Origin of the sequence: Mucilaginibacter sp. OAE612 (assembly GCF_041806395.1) — a bacterium.
GTDB lineage: Bacteria > Bacteroidota > Bacteroidia > Sphingobacteriales > Sphingobacteriaceae > Mucilaginibacter > Mucilaginibacter rubeus.
Genome location: NZ_JBGMUW010000001.1, coordinates 5,197,372 through 5,215,695, shown reverse-complemented (window position 1 = coordinate 5,215,695; position 18,324 = coordinate 5,197,372). Strand labels below are relative to the sequence as shown.

17 protein-coding genes are annotated in these 18,324 nt (G+C 43.6%); 14 read left to right on the top strand and 3 right to left on the bottom strand.

Annotated features, from left to right (window positions below; translation table 11 throughout):
* The first annotated feature begins 109 nt into the window (after positions 1-109).
* From ABID99_RS21530 to ABID99_RS21520, 3 genes are all read left to right on the top strand, one after another.
* Positions 110-808 carry a hypothetical protein gene (locus ABID99_RS21530; RefSeq protein WP_373615070.1) on the top strand — a complete coding sequence of 233 codons (699 nt, stop codon included), beginning with the start codon at positions 110-112 and terminating at the stop codon, positions 806-808.
* A gap of 132 nt (positions 809-940) precedes the next feature.
* On the top strand, positions 941-2,320 hold the full coding sequence (locus ABID99_RS21525) for a pitrilysin family protein (RefSeq protein WP_229701744.1): 1,380 nt from the start codon (positions 941-943) through the stop codon (positions 2,318-2,320).
* Between the two features lie 17 nt (positions 2,321-2,337).
* A complete protein-coding gene (locus ABID99_RS21520; protein ID WP_188834400.1) occupies positions 2,338-3,669 on the top strand; it encodes a pitrilysin family protein in 1,332 nt (443 codons plus the stop codon).
* Positions 3,670-3,760: 91 nt separating this feature from the next.
* On the opposite strand, the gene ABID99_RS21515 is transcribed toward ABID99_RS21520, so the two are convergent.
* Positions 3,761-4,882 carry an AI-2E family transporter gene (locus ABID99_RS21515; protein ID WP_090529820.1) on the bottom strand — a complete coding sequence of 374 codons (1,122 nt, stop codon included), beginning with the start codon at positions 4,880-4,882 and terminating at the stop codon, positions 3,761-3,763.
* A gap of 201 nt (positions 4,883-5,083) precedes the next feature.
* Entirely contained in the window at positions 5,084-6,565 is a 1,482-nt protein-coding gene (locus ABID99_RS21510; protein ID WP_373615069.1) for a glycine--tRNA ligase, read from the bottom strand.
* 385 nt (positions 6,566-6,950) lie between these two features.
* On the opposite strand from ABID99_RS21510, the gene ABID99_RS21505 reads away from it, so the two are divergent.
* From ABID99_RS21505 to ABID99_RS21455, 11 genes are all read left to right on the top strand, one after another.
* A complete protein-coding gene (locus ABID99_RS21505) occupies positions 6,951-7,616 on the top strand; it encodes an FAD-binding oxidoreductase (protein ID WP_188834398.1) in 666 nt (221 codons plus the stop codon).
* Between the two features lie 450 nt (positions 7,617-8,066).
* The gene (locus tag ABID99_RS21500; RefSeq protein ID WP_188834397.1) at positions 8,067-8,774 is read left to right on the top strand and encodes an ATP-binding cassette domain-containing protein; all 708 of its coding nucleotides are present in this window, start codon (positions 8,067-8,069) and stop codon (positions 8,772-8,774) included.
* Positions 8,775-8,955: 181 nt separating this feature from the next.
* Positions 8,956-9,462, top strand: coding sequence for an outer membrane beta-barrel protein (locus ABID99_RS21495; RefSeq protein WP_112654104.1), 507 nt, complete (start codon positions 8,956-8,958; stop codon positions 9,460-9,462).
* A 103-nt stretch (positions 9,463-9,565) separates the two neighbouring features.
* The gene (locus ABID99_RS21490) at positions 9,566-10,075 is read left to right on the top strand and encodes a hypothetical protein (protein WP_176625038.1); all 510 of its coding nucleotides are present in this window, start codon (positions 9,566-9,568) and stop codon (positions 10,073-10,075) included.
* A gap of 72 nt (positions 10,076-10,147) precedes the next feature.
* A complete protein-coding gene (locus tag ABID99_RS21485) occupies positions 10,148-10,738 on the top strand; it encodes a hypothetical protein (RefSeq protein WP_188834396.1) in 591 nt (196 codons plus the stop codon).
* A 319-nt stretch (positions 10,739-11,057) separates the two neighbouring features.
* The gene (gene gldG / locus ABID99_RS21480) at positions 11,058-13,454 is read left to right on the top strand and encodes a gliding motility-associated ABC transporter substrate-binding protein GldG (RefSeq protein WP_373615068.1); all 2,397 of its coding nucleotides are present in this window, start codon (positions 11,058-11,060) and stop codon (positions 13,452-13,454) included.
* Positions 13,455-13,487: 33 nt separating this feature from the next.
* Positions 13,488-14,612: a DNA polymerase III subunit beta gene (gene dnaN / locus ABID99_RS21475; protein WP_090529793.1), complete on the top strand. Its 1,125-nt coding sequence runs from the start codon at positions 13,488-13,490 to the stop codon at positions 14,610-14,612.
* A gap of 113 nt (positions 14,613-14,725) precedes the next feature.
* A complete protein-coding gene (locus ABID99_RS21470; RefSeq protein WP_188834394.1) occupies positions 14,726-15,415 on the top strand; it encodes a DUF4397 domain-containing protein in 690 nt (229 codons plus the stop codon).
* A gap of 8 nt (positions 15,416-15,423) precedes the next feature.
* The gene (locus ABID99_RS21465; protein ID WP_373615067.1) at positions 15,424-16,164 is read left to right on the top strand and encodes a DUF4397 domain-containing protein; all 741 of its coding nucleotides are present in this window, start codon (positions 15,424-15,426) and stop codon (positions 16,162-16,164) included.
* Positions 16,165-16,209: 45 nt separating this feature from the next.
* The gene (locus ABID99_RS21460) at positions 16,210-16,677 is read left to right on the top strand and encodes a VTT domain-containing protein (protein WP_373615066.1); all 468 of its coding nucleotides are present in this window, start codon (positions 16,210-16,212) and stop codon (positions 16,675-16,677) included.
* The gene (locus ABID99_RS21455) at positions 16,658-16,867 is read left to right on the top strand and encodes a hypothetical protein (protein WP_373615064.1); all 210 of its coding nucleotides are present in this window, start codon (positions 16,658-16,660) and stop codon (positions 16,865-16,867) included. Before ABID99_RS21460 ends, ABID99_RS21455 begins: the two co-directional genes overlap by 20 nt.
* A 91-nt stretch (positions 16,868-16,958) precedes the next feature.
* Here the strand turns inward: ABID99_RS21455 and ABID99_RS21450 are convergent, their stop codons facing one another.
* Positions 16,959-18,320: a VWA domain-containing protein gene (locus ABID99_RS21450; RefSeq protein WP_175490016.1), complete on the bottom strand. Its 1,362-nt coding sequence runs from the start codon at positions 18,318-18,320 to the stop codon at positions 16,959-16,961.
* Positions 18,321-18,324 lie beyond the last annotated feature (4 nt).

Here is an 18,324-nt window from a genome sequence, read left to right as displayed (position 1 = left end):
TTAGTCTGTTTTTCCATGATCAGTGTTGCTGCAAATGGATATTATAACCGCGGCAAAAATCAGCGAAATCACCATCATTAAATTCAAACCAACGGTTTAACTTTGCCACATGATCAAGAATATCTTCGCTTGCTTAATAATCATGCTTGTAGCTTTTGGCTGCACTAAAAAAAATGTGCCGCATTACACCATATCAAGGGTTACCAAATCAGATACAGCCACCCAGTTAACCGTTAAAATAGATGGCAGGCTTAAATGGGCCGAACTGCTGAGCATCACCTCACAAATTAAAGCCGACAGCGCTAAGCTGAGCAACCTGCAGCTTAACTTTTTGCTTCCTGGTCATAATGATAAAAGTACCGGTGCTAATACCTTTTACGCCGTAGCCCGCTATCCGCAAGGAGATAAAGTTACCATGCAGGATACCACTAAAGATGCTGATGGCAATATCGTTAGGCTAAACATACTTGGCCTGTCGCCCGAAAAAGCAAAATACCTGCTTGGTTTAAACCCTGCCGACCTCAACGGGAAAAATATCATAGGCAGGTTTATTGACGATAATAACCATACTGTTATTGTTCCGTTTACTGATATGGCAGGCGAAAAAAAAGAAACTTATATTATTGAGCTTGATACCACCGGCACAGTAGTATCCCGTACCATTCCCCTCATGGACAACCGCGATGGCATTGAAAAGCTGCATGTAAGCCAGGCAGGCGATTATATTACCATAAAAGACAGCGTGCTTACCCAATACGCCGCTCATGACATGGGTTTGCCTTATAATAGTATTAAAGCCGGTATTTAACTGCTGTTTGTAAATATGCCAAAATCACCACAGGCTTAATTTCGTTTTAAAAAATTAGGGATAAGCGGTTAAATCATTCATTTGTTTAAGATTATACCGATATATTTATAGTGTTAAAAACATTGTAAATATATGAACCGAAATTTTATCAAAATTTTTGCATTAGGCATGGCCGCGGTTTTTAGCGCCGGCATTGCTAATGCCCAGGTGAGGTTGCCGGAAGGCTACTTCCTTAAAACATTGCCAAACGGCCTGGATGTGCTGGTGATTGAAAACAGCAAAGTACCTTTAACTACCATTGAAATAGCTGTAAAAAACGGTGCTTACACAGAGGGGCCGGAGTTCAGCGGCCTGTCGCACCTGTTTGAGCACATGTTTTTCAAAGCCAATAAAGATTATCCAACCCAGGAGAAGTTTTTAAAACGTACGCAGGAGCTCGGCGCTATCTGGAACGGTACCACTAATACTGAGCGCGTAAATTACTACTTCACTTTTGACAGGGACAGTCTTAAAGCAGGGTTAAAGTTCATGAACGCGGCTATCCGTTTCCCAATTTACCGCGAGGAGGATATGAAAAAAGAGCGCCCGGTGGTTGACGGCGAATTTCAGCGAGCCGAAAGCGATCCTGGTTTCCAGCTTTGGTATGGCATGCAGCAAAAGCTTTGGGGTGATCTCATTACCCGCAAAAACCCTATCGGAGTGCACGAAGTGATCAACACGGCTACGCCCGAAAAAATGATGATCATTAAGGATAAATATTATTTTCCTAACAATAGCTTGCTGACTATTTGCGGCGATGTTAAGCATGATAACGCTTTTGCCCTTGCCGAAAGCATTTTTGGCGACTGGGCCAACAGTGGTTTCGACCCGCAAACCAAATTCCCTATACCCGCATTTAAGCCTTTAACCAAACCTGAGTATTTTGTAAAGGAAGCCACCATTGCCCAAACACCTTATATGGAGTTTACCTGGCAGGGGCCTTCATATCCAACGGATTCAGCTTCAACTGTTGCTGCCGATGTGTTTTCGACCATTGTGGGCTTAAACTCATCAAAACTGCAGCAGGCATTGGTTGATAAAGGTTTGGCCAGCGGTGTCTATGTAAACTACACTACCAGCCGTTATGTAGGCCCTATCGATATTTTCGTGGTGCCTAACCCTAACAAGCTTAAAGAATGCTATACCGAGTTAATGAACCAGGTAAATATGTGGAACAAGGACGACTATTTTACCGACGAGCAAATGGCTACTGCTAAAGCTATCCTGCACCGTAATGACATTAAAGCTAAAGAAAAACCTTCATCATTGCCAAGCCAGATCAGCTACCAGTGGTGCAGCACCTCGTTTAATTTTTATACCGACCTTGATGCCAACTATCAGAAAGTTACCCGTGCCGATATTAAAAAGTACCTGGAGACTTACGTAATTGGCAAGCCATATGCTGCCGGTATGATCATAGCGCCCGAGTTAAATAAAACAGTAAACGCGGCTTCATTTTTTGCAGCCAAGTAATTTAAAACTACCTCATCATGATGAAAAAATATATAATTGCCCTGCTGGTAGCAGCGGCTATAGGGAATACAGCCAAGGCGCAAAAACAGGCCTATGAAACCACGGTAGATGGCGTAAAGGTTATTGTACAGCCAAGCGGCAACGATATTGTTGAAGTACAAACCATCATAAAAGGCGGCGTGCAAAACTACCCGGCTACCAAAGCGGGTATTGAGTCGCTGGCAATGAGCGCCCTTACCGAATGCGGTACTTTAAAGCACGATAAAAACAGCTTTAAAGATGAGCTGGATAAAGTAAGCGCCACCGTTTACGGCAGCAGCAACAAAAACTATTCGGTAGTGCGCATGAACTGTATTAAAGGCGACTTTGACGTGGTTTGGCCTTTATATGTGGAGGCTATAACCCAGCCGAAGTTTGACGAAAAGGAGTTTGCGCGCATTAAGCAGGATGCCATCAATAACATTAAGCAAGAAGATTCACAGCCCGATAATGCCATTGATAAGTATGCCGATAAGGTAGCCTTTGCTGGCACCAACTACGCTAAAGACCCAAGCGGGACCGTAGCTATTGTTACAGCCTTAACCCCTGCCGAAACAAAGGCTTATTATCAGTCGATACTGACCAAATCTCGCATGGTAATTGTTGTGGTTGCCGATCTTGACCAGGCTGCTATTGAAGCTAAAGTAAAGGGTATGCTGAGCGGTATTAAACAAGGCCCGGCTTTCGCGTTTAAAAAATCGACTTTCAGGGCCGACAAAAACAGCATCAATGTTGAAAAACGTGATTTGGCTACCAATTATGTAGAAGGTATCGCCAGTGGTCCTGCCGCCGGTACGCCCGATTTTAACGCTTTTAATGTAGCCATGCGCATCTTCTCGAACATGCACTTTTTAGAGGTACGTACTAATAACGGTTTGTCATATGCCCCACAGGCATGGTTTAGCGCGGGTCAAACCTCAACTGCCAAGTTCTCTGTTTCAACAACCGAGCCTGATAAATACATAGCTGTGTTTGATAAGCTGGTTGATAAAATTAAACGCGAAGGTTTTAAACCTGAAGATGTAGCCGATATGAAGGTTACTTACCTTACCGGTTTTTACTATAAAAACGAAACCAACAGCGCCCAGGCATCATCAATAGCAGCAAATGAAGTATTGCATGATAACTGGAAACGTTCATTAACCCTGGTTGATGATGTAAAGAAACTCACTCCCGATGATGTGAGCAATGCATTCCGTAAGTATATCAACAATATTGTATGGGTATACCAGGGCGATCCTAAAAAGGTAAATCAATTGCTGTATATTAACGGTACACTGCATAATGGAGATAATCCGGTGATGCACTAATTTAGGTAAAAGGTTAAAGGCGAAAGGTTAAAGGTAGCTGTATCTGTGCTCATCTTTAACCTTTCGCCTTTTGTTTTTGGCCTTTCGCCTTTCAGCTTTTGCCTTTCACCTCATCCTCCGGCAGCACCGCTTTTTTCCTGGTTTTAGTCCAGCCGGCCCCTTTAGGTCTGGTGGGTACAGTATCGCCGAGGAGTTTGCCCCAGGGTTTCAGGGTGTCAATCCTGTCGAAGATGATTTTGAGGACTGCTACAAATGGAATGGAAAGAAACATGCCCGATAAGCCCCAAAGTAAATTGCCTAACAACACAACCACAATGGAGATAAGCGCGTTGATCTGCACTTTTGATGACACAATGCGCGGTACCAGGATATTATTATCAATAAACTGGATAACAAGATAAGCTATGATCACTCCTAACTGCGTTGTGTAACCGTCTTTGGTAACCGTTGCCATCAGCACGGGAAGTGAGATGGCTATAATGCCGCCCAGGTAGGGCAGCAGGTTAAGGATAGCGCCTATTACACCTATCAGGATGCCATACTTAACACCCAGTAATATCAGGGCCAGCGAATTCATGACAGCAACTATCACCATCTCAATCAATAAACCCTGGATATAGCTTTGGATGGCCGATTTGGTTTCTTTCAAAACATCGGCAACCTGTTTGGAGTTTTCTTCAGAAAATACTTCGTAAATAAAATTCAGGAGCAGGGTTTTGTAAAACAATACCAGGAAAACATATACGGGTACCACAAATATCAACCCAAACGTGCTTAACACATTGCCAAGTGTGCGGCCTACCAGCGCCTGGCTGTTATCCATAGCGTCTTTGATAAGCTTATCCTGCTTTTGAACTGAGTAGTTAAATGTGGTAGCTACCCAGTCTTTAAAGGTGATGAACATTTCACCAAACTTCTTTTTAAGCGTGGGCAGCGAATCTCCAAACTGGATGATCTGGGTAGAAAGAAAATAGAACAACCCTGTCAGTAAAATAGCGCCAAGCAGCATAGCCAGGCATATAGACAAAATTTTGGGCACTTTATGTTCCTGCAGCCAGTTGCTAACAGGGTTAAGCAAAATAGCAATAAAAGCCGAAAAGGCAAGCGGGATCATCACATCTGCCAGTTGGGCAAACACGTAAACCAATAATATCAATCCAAAAAGTATAACAGTACTTTTAAGGTAAAAGGGGTATTCTTTAACAGCAGGCATAGACGCAGGATTTTACACTGAAAGGAACAAGACAAACAATTGTTTGCTTCGCCGATAATTAGCCCGGAGGGATGCAGATTGGGTTGGTATGGTGTCCGTCCGTTTTGTGAACGAAACAGCTTGTCGGGAATTGCAAAAAAGCCTGCACGGTTAATGCAGGCTTTGGACATATTATGATTACTTGTTAATCTATTAACTCTACTAACTCAACACATTCCGCCAGCTAACCAAATCGCCGATGATCTTATCCAACTGATCGGCAGGAACGCGTTCCTGGGCCATGCTGTCGCGGTGGCGGATAGTTACGGTGTTATCTTCTAAGGTTTGATGATCTACCGTGATGCAGAAAGGCGTGCCGATAGCATCCTGCCTGCGATAGCGTTTACCGATAGCGTCTTTTTCTTCGTACTGGATATTGAAGTCGAGTTTTAGTTTATCCATGATCTCGCGTGCTTTTTCGGGCAGGCCATCTTTTTTAGTAAGCGGGAAAATAGCGGCTTTAACCGGTGCCAGGCAAGGGTGCAGGCGTAACACAGTGCGGCTGTCCTGTTTATCTTCGGTGCTTAGGTCTTCCTCTTCGTAAGCGTTGATCATGGTAAGCAGGAACATCCTGTCTAAACCTATCGATGTTTCAATTACGTAAGGTACATAGTTGCCAAAAGGCTTACCTGTTTCAGGATCAACCTCGGGGTCAAAGTATTGAAGTTTTTTGCCCGAAAATTTTTCATGCTGACTTAAATCGTAGTTTGTACGGCTGTGGATACCTTCAACCTCTTTAAATCCGAATGGGAATTCAAACTCAATATCAAATGCAGCATCGGCATAAAAAGCAAGTTTGGCGTGCTCATGATAGCGATATTTAGCGGCATTGGTACCCAGTGCAAGGTGCCATTTTAAGCGGGCTTCTTTCCACTGGTCAAACCACTCTTTTTGTGTGCCGGGGCGAACAAAGAACTGCATCTCCATTTGTTCAAACTCGCGCATGCGGATAATGAACTGGCGGGCAATAACCTCGTTACGGAAAGCTTTACCTATTTGCGCAATACCGAAAGGGATTTTCATCCTGCCCGATTTTTGCACGTTAAGGTAGTTTACAAAGATCCCCTGCGCGGTTTCAGGACGAAGGTAAATGGTATCGGCATCATCAGCCACAGCGCCCATCTGGGTGCTGAACATCAGGTTAAACTGGCGCACTTCTGTCCAGTTGCGGGTGCCGCTTACCGGGCAGGCAATTTCATGCTCAATGATCAGATCGCGCAGGCGGGTCAGGTCTTCGGCTTTCAGGGCCTCATCCATGTCATGCTGCAGTTGTTCAGCTTTATCGGTTTTGCCTTCGCTGTCGTATTTAGCTATCTTGTCTTCCAGCAATTGGTCGGCGCGGTAGCGTTTTTTGGAGTCTTTGTTGTCGATCATCGGGTCGCTGAAGCCATCAACGTGACCGCTTGCTTTCCAGATCTTAGGGTGCATAAATATGGCCGAATCAATGCCTACAATGTTATCATTCATTTGCACCATGGCTTTCCACCAGTAGGTTTTGATGTTGTTTTTGAGTTCGGCGCCATTTTGGCCATAATCATAAACTGCGCTTAAGCCATCATAAATCTCGCTGGAAGGGAAAACAAAGCCATATTCCTTGGCGTGCGATATAACATTTTTAAAAAGTTCGTCGGTTGATTTGCTCATAATAGCTGCAAAGATAATTTTTGATTTCGGATTTGGGAATTTCGATTTCGGATTTACTTTGAGATAAGTGTTACCTAAAAATATCGTTTTCTTAAAAGCTGCTTCTAATAAAACCTTATTTCCAGGTATCTTTTTTTCTGAACGCGTATGGAGAGAGCATTCATAACTATACAAACCAGTCCGGTAAATAGGATTGCATTCATTGTTTGTTATCAAACGATGCTTTAAGGGGTGTTAACTTTTGAGAAACCTTACCTTCATATATTCCGCATATTCAGTCAGCCATTTCTCATAATTTGTAAACCATCTACAATTATTGTCAATAGTTATAAACTATTGGCTGTTTTGCATTATTATTGTATTAAGCCTGCGATACCGATCACAAATGGAACAAATCGTAAAAATACTTTCCGCAAAATATGTTACCCACAATGTGAGGCAATTCAGGCTTGAAAAACCTGCCGGTTACAGCTTTATTCCGGGTCAGGCTACCGAATTATCAATCAATATGGAGGGCTGGCGTAATGAAACACGTCCCTTTACTTTTACTTGCCTTAACGATGATAATTATCTTGAGTTTACCATAAAAACTTATACCGACCATGATGGTGTTACCAATAGGCTAAGCAAGGTTAATGAAGGTGATGAGCTTATTATTCGCGACGTTTGGGGGGCTATTGAATATAAAGGACCCGGTTACTTTATTGCAGGTGGTGCAGGTATTACCCCTTTTTTGGCTATACTAAGGCAATTAAATAGAGATGGTTCAATTGCCGATAACAAGCTTTTCTTTTCCAATAAAACTGATAAGGATATCATTTTGAGGGATGAACTGAAAAGCATCCTTGGTGCAAACGCGCATTTTACTATTACCGGCCAAAAGGACAGTATGTATGATCAACGGCGCATAGATGCCAAATTTCTGAAAGCTGAAATAAAAGATTTCTCAAAGCATTTTTATATATGCGGCCCTGACGCGATGGTTACTGAGCTCAGTGACATATTAGGGCAACTCGGAGCTGATAGTGACTCCGTGGTATTTGAAAGGTAGTTTATGCGGAGACGCATCACGTGAGGTCTTCTATGCTTTGTCTTGCATGTTATCCCTGCATATTACAGACACATGTGGTGCGCCTCTGCAAAACACCTTTATTATTGGTTGGCATTTATAAAGCTGTACTGTTGTCCGTCCGCCCCGGGGATCATACTCCGAAGGACAAAAGCAGACAAGCTTTATAAACTATTGAATTGTAATACGTTTTTTACAAAGTATATGTTGCCTTATCGCCTCAAAAGGTTTTCAGAATGACATTCACATGAACTTTTTAACCTTTGAGGTACATAACAATCTTCTGATTTTTAGGCTGTAAACTACCATCCGGAATGGTTTGCAGCGAACCGGCTCCTCTAGACGGACGGACACCACAAAAGAACTCTCCGCTTTGCATGAATCTCAAATCTCCCGTCTCAAATCTCATATCTAAAGCATATTTTTACAGCCATGAGTATCAGTGTTGAGGCATTAACCAAGGTTTATGGTGTACAAAAGGCTGTTGATGGCATCAGTTTTACTGCCCAGCCGGGTGTATTAGGTTTTTTAGGGCCTAATGGTGCAGGTAAATCAACCACCATGAAAATCCTTACCGGCTTTATCCCGCAAACATCGGGTATGGCATCTGTGTGTGGGTTTGATGTGGCTAAGCAGCCACTTGAGGTTAAACGCCGTATCGGTTACCTGCCTGAAAGTAACCCGCTGTATACGGATATGTATGTTAAAGAATCGCTGGGCTTTGTTGCGGGCATCCATAAAATTCATGAACCTGCCAAACGTATGGCCGATATTATTGAACAAACAGGCCTCGGCCCCGAGCAGCATAAAAAGATAGGGCAGCTATCCAAAGGCTATCGTCAAAGGGTAGGGCTGGCACAGGCCATGCTGCATGACCCGGAAGTACTGATACTGGATGAGCCAACTTCCGGCCTCGATCCAAACCAACTGATAGGGATCCGCCAGCTGATCCTCGATTTGGGTAAAAGCAAAACCATTGTACTATCAACCCACATTATGCAGGAGGTTGAAGCCGTTTGCAGCCAGGTGATTATCATTAATAAAGGAATTATCGTAGCCAATGATACGCTGCAGCAACTCCGGAAAAACAACGGCGGCAAATCGTTGGAGGAGGTGTTTATCAGCCTTACCAATAATTAAAAAACAAATCATCGCTCCGTATCCGAAAGGACGTAGTGGAGTAATTATCATCTATAACTATTACCCATTTAATATTTTTTTAACATTTTTTGTAACGAATTGCTGGTTTGTAACATCTATATAGGCGAACCGGCAAGGCGGAGGTACCCCGCCATGCCAAACTTTATTACATTATTGTTATATGAAAAAACTATTATTATCATTAGCCTTTTTAGGCTTTACCGCTATCGCGGCCCACGCTCAATCAGCAAATTCAGACGGCGGAAAATTCAGTATTGGTGTTGATGCAGGTTTGCCTGTTGGTGACGCCCACAAGATTTCAAACTTCGCTATTGGCGGCTCATTGAAGTATGATCATCCAATTGCCGATCAGTTATTTTTAACAGGTTCGGCAGGTTATACACGTTTCCTATATAAAAAAGAGATCAAAGATTTTTTTGGTAAATCAGGAGCGGGTTTTATCCCGGTTAAAGCAGGCGTTAAATATTATTTTGACGATGCCTTTTTTGCCGAAGGTCAGTTGGGTGCGGTATTCGGTACAGAAAGTGGTGCCGGCACCGCGTTTGCTTACTCACCTGGTGTAGGCTATAGCTTTGCAGGTGGACTGGAAGCTGGTGTACGTTACGAAGCCTGGTCAAAAAACGGCACTACAAGCCAGGTTGCATTGCGCGTAGCTTTTAGGTTTTAATTAAACTACTGTCAACCTTTAGAATAAGCCCGGGAAATGTTTTCCGGGCTTATTGTTTTTCTTCATAATTATTAGCCGGGCAATATTGTATTTTCGGCCCGATATGAAAAAACTGTTATTGCTGTTCCTTATCCTCCCTGCTTTTAAAACCTATGCCCAGGATGTACCGAAACCTTCTACCGCTTTTAGTGCCGGGGTTGAATTTGGTATTCCATCGCGCAGTTTGTACAATGTAGGTGTTGGTGCATCGCTAAAGTTAGAGCAACCTGTTGTAAGCCCGGTAAGCCTAACGCTCACAGCGGGGTTCAGCAGTTTCTTTCGCAAAGATTCGCCTTTTAACTACGGCCATTCGGGCGGTGATGTCTTTGTACCGATAAAAGCAGGTGTACGGTATAATGTAGGTTCGGGCGTGTTTTTTGAGGCCGAAGCAGGTAGCGCCATCGAACTTAATTATGACGAGCGTAAATTGTTCGCCTTTTCCATTGGCCCGGCAATCATGATCCCTACCGGTACCGATAGCCGCAATTTTGAATTGGGCTTGAGGTATGAAAGCTGGTCGGCCCATACCTTGCAGCAAACAGCTATCAGATTTGCTTACAGATTTGGCAGGTAAATATTTTATTTTTAGCCGATATATTGCAGAAGGGCGTATTTTCGTTAAATAGCACCTGTAATCTTACATAACATGACTTATAAACCTATCCACATCACATTCATTTTATTGTTTACTGTATTTTCATTTGTAGCCAAAGCGCAGCGTGGCGAACAAACATCGTTAAGTGCAGGGTCTGGAATAATAGCTCCGCTTAACATGAATTACCGCAATGATAACGGTACCGATTTTAATGTAGATGCCGGCTTTAGCGTTAACCTGAAGCTGGAAAAGCCGATCACCGAAACCCTGCATTTTACAGTCGGCACCGGCTTTGTTTTTACCGCATCAACCCCGCAGTATTTATTTTCAAGCAACTCGTCAAACGTTTTCTACGATGACCACTATCATGATCTGTATGCTTACCTGCCGCTAACCGCGGGTTTGAAATATTACTTTACAAAATACCTTTATGTAAATGCCGAAACAGGCAGCGCTTTCAGCATCAATAGTAGAGCACGTACCTCATTTATTTACGCAGGAGGGGCAGGAGCTGTTGCGCCTATTGGCCCTCATCACGGGCTCGATTTTGGTTTGCAATTTGAAAGGGGATACAAGAATACCGATTACGACCATGCTATTAATCAGTTGGTGTTAAATGTGGCTTATAAGTATAGGTTTTAGGATTGGGTAGTTGTCCGGCTTTTGGCCACAGGTGGTTGGGTCCTGGAAACGGACGGACAGAGGTTTTAGTAGCAGATATTAAAGTGGCAGTTGCAGTAGTGTTGCCCCACAAGCTCAAAAGTCCCCCGGCAAGTTCAAGCGTCCTTCGCTTGAACTACGCTTTAAAAGGAGCGTCCACGCTTAAACCCGCAAAGGGGTTTTAAAATAATTAAATCCGATATCTCTCCCCGATATCCGATATCTCTCCCCGATATCCGAGCACACTTTGCTTTGGCGCATTATTGTTGTAATTTCGGCGCTTAATACAATATAATATAACGTGCTGAGTATCCTTAAAAAAGAAATAGCATCCTACCTCAGTTCGCTGGTGGCCTATGTTACCATCGGTGTATTTTTACTGGTGCTTGGCCTATTTTTGTGGGTATTCCCTGATTCAAGTATACTGGAGTACGGGTATGCCGGGCTCGAAAGCTTGTTCAGCACTGCGCCGTACCTGTTCATGTTCCTTATCCCGGCCATTACCATGCGCTCCCTTGCCGAAGAGCGTAAGGAAGGCACTTTTGAACTGCTGTTTACCCGCCCTTTAAAAGATTGGGAAATAGTACTGGGCAAATACCTTGCCTGTTTGTTAATAGTACTTTTTGCTTTACTGCCCACACTGGTTTACTATTATTCGGTAAGTGCATTGGGCATGCCGCAGGGCAATATTGATACCGGCGCAGTGATAGGCTCATACATCGGTTTGTTTTTATTGGGAGCAGTATTTGTGGGGATAGGTTTGTTTACCTCATCCATCACTAAAAATCAGATCATTGCCTTTACGATATCCGTTTTTCTGTGTTTCTTTTTTTACAGTGGGTTTGATTCAATTAGTCAGTTGCTCTCATTGCAGGACCTGGGATTGCAGAATTTAGGTATCACCCAGCACTATGATTCGGTAAGCCGTGGTGTGCTGGATACCCGCGACCTGGTTTATTTCATCATCACCACCGGTATATTTATATGGCTTACCCTGTTTGTGCTGGCAAAGCAGCGCCAAAAGGGGGTAGGCGGTACTGTGATGATCGGCGTTTTAGGAGTTTTGTTTTTTCTGGGGATCCTGTCATCATTTACTTTTACCCGTTTTGATTTTACTGCCGAAAAGCGTTATACCATATCGTCCATCAGTAGGCAAATCATGGATAAGCTGCCTAAAAAAGTAAAAGTGGTGGTGTATTTACAGGGCGATAACCTGCCGGGCGGCTTTAAACGCCTGCAAAGCGCTACACGCGATATGCTGAGCGATTTGCAAGCTTACAGTAAAGGTAAAATTCAGTTCGAGTTTCGTGACCCATTGAAAGGTTTAAACAACGATCAGCAGAACGAAGTGATCCAAAACATGGCTGCCGAAGGTGTTGAGCCAACCAACCTGAGCGTTAAAACTGATAATGGCGTAAGCCAAAAGCTTATATTTCCGTCGGCGTTGGTATCGGCAGATGGTAAGGATATCCCGGTAAAGCTATTGCTGAGCAGGATAGGCCTCTCGCCCGATGAAGTACTGAATAACTCTATCCAAAACCTGGAATATGCATTTTCATCGGCCATAAAAAAAGCGGTTAACGGGGGCAGGCCACAAATCGGCTTTACCGAAGGCCATCATGAACTAACCGATTTACAACTGAACGATGCCATGAAAACCCTTGCCGATGGTTTCCAGGTAGGCCGGGTTGATTTGAATGCAATTTCCTTTGCCGATCTGCAAAAGATCAAATTGCTGGTGATAGCTAAACCAGATCAAAAGTTTTCGGAAATAGAGAAATTTAAGCTTGATCAGTATATCATGCACGGAGGCCGGGTATTGTGGACTATTGACCAGGTTAGCGCCGAACTGGATAGCCTTCGCGGGCATGGCGGCGAGCAGCTTGCTTTTCCAAAACAGCTTAACCTGGATGATCAGCTTTTCCGTTACGGCATCCGTATCAATTATGATCTGATTGCTGATATGAACTGCTCGCAAATTCCCATCAGCACCGGCAATGTTGGCGGGCAGGCGCAGATCCAGATGCTGCCATGGCTGTATTACCCGGTATTTATTCCGCTAAGCAAACACCCGGTGGTGAAAAATTTGGACGGCATCAGCAGCGAGTTTGCAAGCACTATTGATATCCTCGATACCAAAAATGTAAATAAAACGGTGTTGCTAACCTCATCGCCCTATAATAAAAAGTTAACAGCTCCGCACATATTATCATTGCAGGCTTTGGAGCAGGAGCCAAACCCTAAAGAATTTCAAAGTACACCTAAAATAACGGGTGTATTATTGGAAGGCAGTTTTGTAAGCGACTGGCAAAACCGTCCGCTGCCCGAAGGGCTTAAAGAGCAAGTTGCCATAAAGCAACAAAGCGAGCCTACCAAAATGATAGTGATTAGCGATGGTGATATTTTAAAGAATCAGGTAGGCAGCGATGGTTCGCCTTATCCGCTGGGTTATGATCATTATACCCATCAAACCTACGGTAATAAAAACCTGCTGCTTAACATAGCCGATTACATGACCGACGACTCGGGGCTGATAGCCCTGCGTACCAAGGAAATTAAGATCCGCCTGCTGGACAGGGCACGTATCCGCGGCGAAAAATTGTACTGGCAGCTGGTTAATACTGTTGCACCGCTGATTTTAGTGTTAATATGTGCTATTTTTCAACATTATTTACGCAGGCAAAAGTATGCCCGTTAAATTTTCTATTTTTGATAGATTAATTACAACCATATGAGATTTATTGTTTCTACCTCAACATTACTCAAACAACTGCAATCGGTAAGTGGTGCGTTAAGCAGCAGTACTGTGCTGCCGATACTGGAAAACTTTTTGTTCGAGATAAAGGATGGGAACTTGACCATTTCTGCTACCGACCTGCAAACCAGCATGACCACCTCTTTACCGGTTGAGGCTAAAGAGAACGGCAGGATTGCTATCCCGTCGCGTATATTGTTAGAGACCCTGAAATCATTACCGGAGCAACCTGTTGCTTTTTCGGTTGATGATAAAACCTTCGCCATTGAAATTAATGCCGGCGATGGTAAATACAAACTAAGCGGCGAAAACGGCGAGGACTTTCCAAAAATCCCGGTTGTTGAAAACGCTTCATCAGTAAATCTGCCTGCTTCAGTTTTAGCCGAAGCTATCAACAAAACTATTTTCGCGGTAAGTAATGACGAGCTTCGCCCGGCTATGACAGGCGTTTACTGCCAGCTAACAACATCGGCCCTTACTTTTGTTGCTACAGACGCACATAAACTGGTTCGTTACCGTCGTAAAGATGCAAAGGCTGCAAGCACTACATCATTCATTCTGCCTAAAAAAGCGTTAACCCTGCTTAAATCATCATTGCCAAGCGATGATGTGAATGTATCTGTTGAGTATAATTCCACCAGTGCTTTCTTCAAGTTTGGCAATATCAACCTGGTATGCCGTTTAATTGACGAGCGTTACCCTGATTACGAGGCGGTTATTCCTCAAAATAACCCTAATAAATTAAATATCGACAGGCTTACCTTCCTGGGGTCGTTAAACCGTGTGGCTATTTACGCTAACAAAACCACCCATCAGGTAAGGCTTAAAATAAATGGCAGCGAGTTAAATATCTCGTCAGAAGATATCGACTTTGCTAACGAGGCCCACGAGCGTTTAAGCTGTCAATATGAGGGCGAAGACATGGAAATTGGCTTCAATGCAAGATTTTTAATAGAAATGTTGAAGAATTTAAGCTGCGAAGAAGTATCTTTGGAAATGTCAACTCCAAACCGTGCCGGCTTATTACTGCCGCAGGGAGGTGATGAGAATGAAGACGTGCTGATGCTGGTTATGCCGGTGATGCTCAATAGCTATGCTTAAGTGTAAACTTAAATTATAAATCCAAAACTAAGTCCGGTATCATAAACCGGACTTTTTTTGTTCAGCACCCGATACCAAAAATTACAGTAAGCAGTTATAGCTTATAATTGTATATGAATATTAAGGTTAAAGCTTTATTGATCATTATAGCCATAACGGGCTACCTTACGTCTTGCAAAAAAAATAATGATAAGCCCGATGCCGTGGATTCGTCAACGTCATCGCTAAACGTTATTAATGCCAGTTTTAATAATGTTAATATTTATGTTAATGGTACGAGAATAAACAATACAACAACATTTTATCCGGGAGGCACGCTCGGGTATATTTCGGTAAAAGCGGGTACACAAAGCTATTCGGTTAAATTAGATGGGCCAAATAATCCCAATCCGCTGTTTAGCCTGCCTTTAACTTTAAGTAAGGATTCTGTATATTCATTTTACGTAGCTGGTAATACGGTCGACCAGGTTTTTAAAACTACAGATGTATTGGTTGCCGATACAAATAAACAGGCAAAGATCAGGTTTGTAAATGCTTCGCCAGATGCCGGAAATATAAGCGTGCACTTTGAAGGTACAACAGCTGCCCTGGATACCCCAAAAATGAAAGATCTGGGTTTTAAAAGTACTTCAACTTTTTATTTGGTAGCGCCCGGGGAGCATAATATGGCGCTGCATTCGGCCGCCTTTCCGGGTACCATTGTAAGGGATACGGTATCGCTAAGCGCCGGTAAGATATACACTTATTACGGTTACGGCAATAAAAGTACAGGCCTGGCAACCGGTTTGTTCATCAATCAATAATTACATTAATGGTTAATAAAAATAAAAGCAAGGTACTGGTTTCGTTTTTTATAGCTGTGCTATGCGGACTTTTTATCTGTGCTGTTTCTTCGTGCGGTAAGGGGGGCAATGCATCATCAGTAGGCCTCAATACCCAGTTTCAAATCGTTAATTTAAGTCCCGATATCCAGCCGGTATACCTTTATCAGCATTTTATCAGGTATAATACCACTACCTATACTTATCCAAATAGTTCGGGATATTTTTACCTTTCAACACTTGAACCGCCGTTACAGTTACGTACAGCTACCGCGGCGCCGGTTATTTTGCTGCAATTTGATACTACGCTTAAAGCCAACAGGAAATACACGATGTTTATAACCGGCTTCAGAAAGGATAGTTCGTTTGTCAGTTCATTTATACTATCTGATAGTACCGGTTTGCCAGCCATAGGTAAAGGAAAAGTAAGGTTTGTGCATACTTCACCCAACACATCAGCCCTGGATCTGCGGGCTAATGACACCCTTGTGGTTAGAGGTACTACCTTTAACAAGGTATCTAAATACGTTGAACTTACTGCCGGTAATTATAACTTTACCATTACCACTACCCGAACGCCCACGACAATTGAAACAACCCTGCAAAATATAACTATACAAGACGGGCGCGCCTATACCATTTATACCAAAGGTATTGTTGGCAGCGCCGACTCATTGGCCTTTGGCGCGGGGGTACTTACTAATAATCTGCTTAGTAAGACACTTCAGTAGCGGCGTTTTGTTTAATATTTATATTTTTGGGCAAAATTTTAGCCTGTGGAAGTAATAAAAAGCATAATCGACTTTATACTGCATATTGATAAGCACCTGGTACAAATAACCAGCGCTTACCAGGGATGGACCTACCTGATCCTTTTCCTGATCATATTTGCCGAAACAGGTTTTGTAGTAACCCCTTTTTTACCAGGCGATTCACTGTTGTTTGCGGCTGGCGCGTTAATAGCCGGTGGTAGTTCGGGTTTGGATATCTGGCTGCTGGGCATCATATTAATTGCCGCTGCCTTTATCGGCAATACCGTCAATTATCTTTTAGGCAACTATTTAGGCCCTAAAGTTTTTAAAGAGGAAAATAAGATCCTAAAGCTCGAATACTATCTTAAAACCAAAGCTTTTTTTGATAAACACGGCGGCAAGGCGGTGATTTTTAGCCGTTTTATGCCTATTATCCGCACTATCGCACCTTTTGTGGCCGGGTGTTGGCAGGATGCCTTTTTTAAAGTATAGCCTTTATAACATCGTCGGCGGTGCATCATGGATCATTGTGTTCCTGTTTGCGGGTTACAAATTAGGGCAGGTACCGGTGATAGCTAAAAACTTTTCGCTGGTAGGAGTGATCATCATTCTCATCTCGATATTGCCACCCATTTTTGCCGCTATAAAAGGCCGTAGCGCCAAAGTTTCTGAGGGGCAATAAAAGCCTGTTCAGCATTTTCAAATATCAAAAGCCTGTGCAGGATATAATTCCGACACAGGCTTTTTGTTTATTAAACAGGATGGTGGTTTATTCAATCGCCATCGGTAACCACTACATTAAAGCGACGACTTCTGGAAAACGGCGTTTTGGATTTGTCTGAAAATCCGGTTACTTCAAGTTCGATTGTGTAACTTCCGGCCTCGTGCGTTTCATGTATAGTACCGGCGTACCCACCTTGCTTTGCCGCCGACAGGATACTCCCGCCCTTTATGTGCGGCAAAAGGTCCTCCTCCGTCAACCGCTGCCTGTAAAGCAGATCGAGCTTCGCCAAATCGGGATGTTGTATAGTGTCCATTGTTTCTTCAGGCAGCTTTATGTTTTTAAGGTCTGATGCATAAGCTTTAATTGCGCTATTCTGACTTAGTTTGGGACGGGTAACCAAAGCACGTATTTGTTGTCCGGTTATCGGCTTTCCATCATCCGTTAAATGTGCATGATAAGTAATAGGCTGTCCTTTGCGTACAATAGCAGGGGCATCAACTGTAAGCTGAAGCGGAGCGGCATTGCCTGAAGGTGCGTATTCAAAAGCACCGCCTGTCAGGCCCTGCGGGGTTGTACCGCCATACATGATCTGGATATACCATAGGCCTACCGCCGGGTTAGGAATGTTAAATACCACATAGGCCCCTCCCTGTAAGGTAGGCATTGGTGTAATTACCACGCCGGCCGGCGTTACAAGTGTTACACTTAATTGATTAAGTCCGGGCTGGCCGTTTGTGAACGTATAATTAGGATCACTCCATACAACCGAAAACTGCCCGAGGTCGTTGCCTGCAGATACGGTGGCCGGAATCAGCAGGTAATCATAGGCCTGGGCTACTTTGTATCCGTTTGCAAGTAATTGTGCAGCAGGAGTTTGCGCCCTGATCTGGTTGTAAATTTGCATCATATTGAAAACATAGGGGGCATAATAATACTGGCCGCCGCTCTGGGTTGCAATTTGCTGCATTAAGTTTTGGTCAGACGCCGGCCCCATTGCACATGAATATACGGGAGGGGTGCCGGCAGGTAATGGCAGGGGATTGGTGCCGCAGTTTTGATAACCGTCAGAAAGCAGCACCAGGCCTTTATTTACACCGGCAGGAGCACTTGAAAGCATATTTACAGCGGTTTGAAGCCCTCCTCCCATATTGGTGCAGCTTCCGGTGAAACTTAGGTTTTGTACAGCTGCAGCTGCTGTAACCGGTACGGTAAGGTTTTGATCAACCTGTGCCAGGTTATAGGTTACTCTTCCGTTGGTGTCGTAGGATGCCACGCCAATATAATCGCCAGGGAGCGCATTGTTCAGGAAAGCTTTGGTATCGATGACTGTGATTGCGACATAATTTGAAGTTGTCATGCTATATGAAGTGTCTACCACAGGTATAGCGACAACAGGTGTTGAAGTTGGCATGGCT

Excerpts from the sequence above, each read along its gene's own strand:
- ABID99_RS21530 (WP_373615070.1), top strand. The coding sequence starts at position 110 with ATGATCAAGAATATCTTCGCTTGCTTAATAATCATGCTTGTAGCTTTT.
- ABID99_RS21485 (WP_188834396.1), top strand. The coding sequence starts at position 10,148 with ATGACTTATAAACCTATCCACATCACATTCATTTTATTGTTTACTGTA.
- ABID99_RS21495 (WP_112654104.1), top strand. The coding sequence starts at position 8,956 with ATGAAAAAACTATTATTATCATTAGCCTTTTTAGGCTTTACCGCTATC.
- ABID99_RS21520 (WP_188834400.1), top strand. The coding sequence starts at position 2,338 with ATGATGAAAAAATATATAATTGCCCTGCTGGTAGCAGCGGCTATAGGG.
- ABID99_RS21465 (WP_373615067.1), top strand. The coding sequence starts at position 15,424 with ATGGTTAATAAAAATAAAAGCAAGGTACTGGTTTCGTTTTTTATAGCT.
- ABID99_RS21505 (WP_188834398.1), top strand. The coding sequence starts at position 6,951 with ATGGAACAAATCGTAAAAATACTTTCCGCAAAATATGTTACCCACAAT.
- ABID99_RS21455 (WP_373615064.1), top strand. The coding sequence starts at position 16,658 with ATGCCTTTTTTAAAGTATAGCCTTTATAACATCGTCGGCGGTGCATCA.
- ABID99_RS21510 (WP_373615069.1), bottom strand. The coding sequence starts at position 6,565 with ATGAGCAAATCAACCGACGAACTTTTTAAAAATGTTATATCGCACGCC.
- ABID99_RS21515 (WP_090529820.1), bottom strand. The coding sequence starts at position 4,882 with ATGCCTGCTGTTAAAGAATACCCCTTTTACCTTAAAAGTACTGTTATA.
- ABID99_RS21500 (WP_188834397.1), top strand. The coding sequence starts at position 8,067 with ATGAGTATCAGTGTTGAGGCATTAACCAAGGTTTATGGTGTACAAAAG.
- ABID99_RS21470 (WP_188834394.1), top strand. The coding sequence starts at position 14,726 with ATGAATATTAAGGTTAAAGCTTTATTGATCATTATAGCCATAACGGGC.
- ABID99_RS21525 (WP_229701744.1), top strand. The coding sequence starts at position 941 with ATGAACCGAAATTTTATCAAAATTTTTGCATTAGGCATGGCCGCGGTT.
- dnaN (WP_090529793.1), top strand. The coding sequence starts at position 13,488 with ATGAGATTTATTGTTTCTACCTCAACATTACTCAAACAACTGCAATCG.
- ABID99_RS21490 (WP_176625038.1), top strand. The coding sequence starts at position 9,566 with ATGAAAAAACTGTTATTGCTGTTCCTTATCCTCCCTGCTTTTAAAACC.
- ABID99_RS21450 (WP_175490016.1), bottom strand. The coding sequence starts at position 18,320 with ATGCCAACTTCAACACCTGTTGTCGCTATACCTGTGGTAGACACTTCA.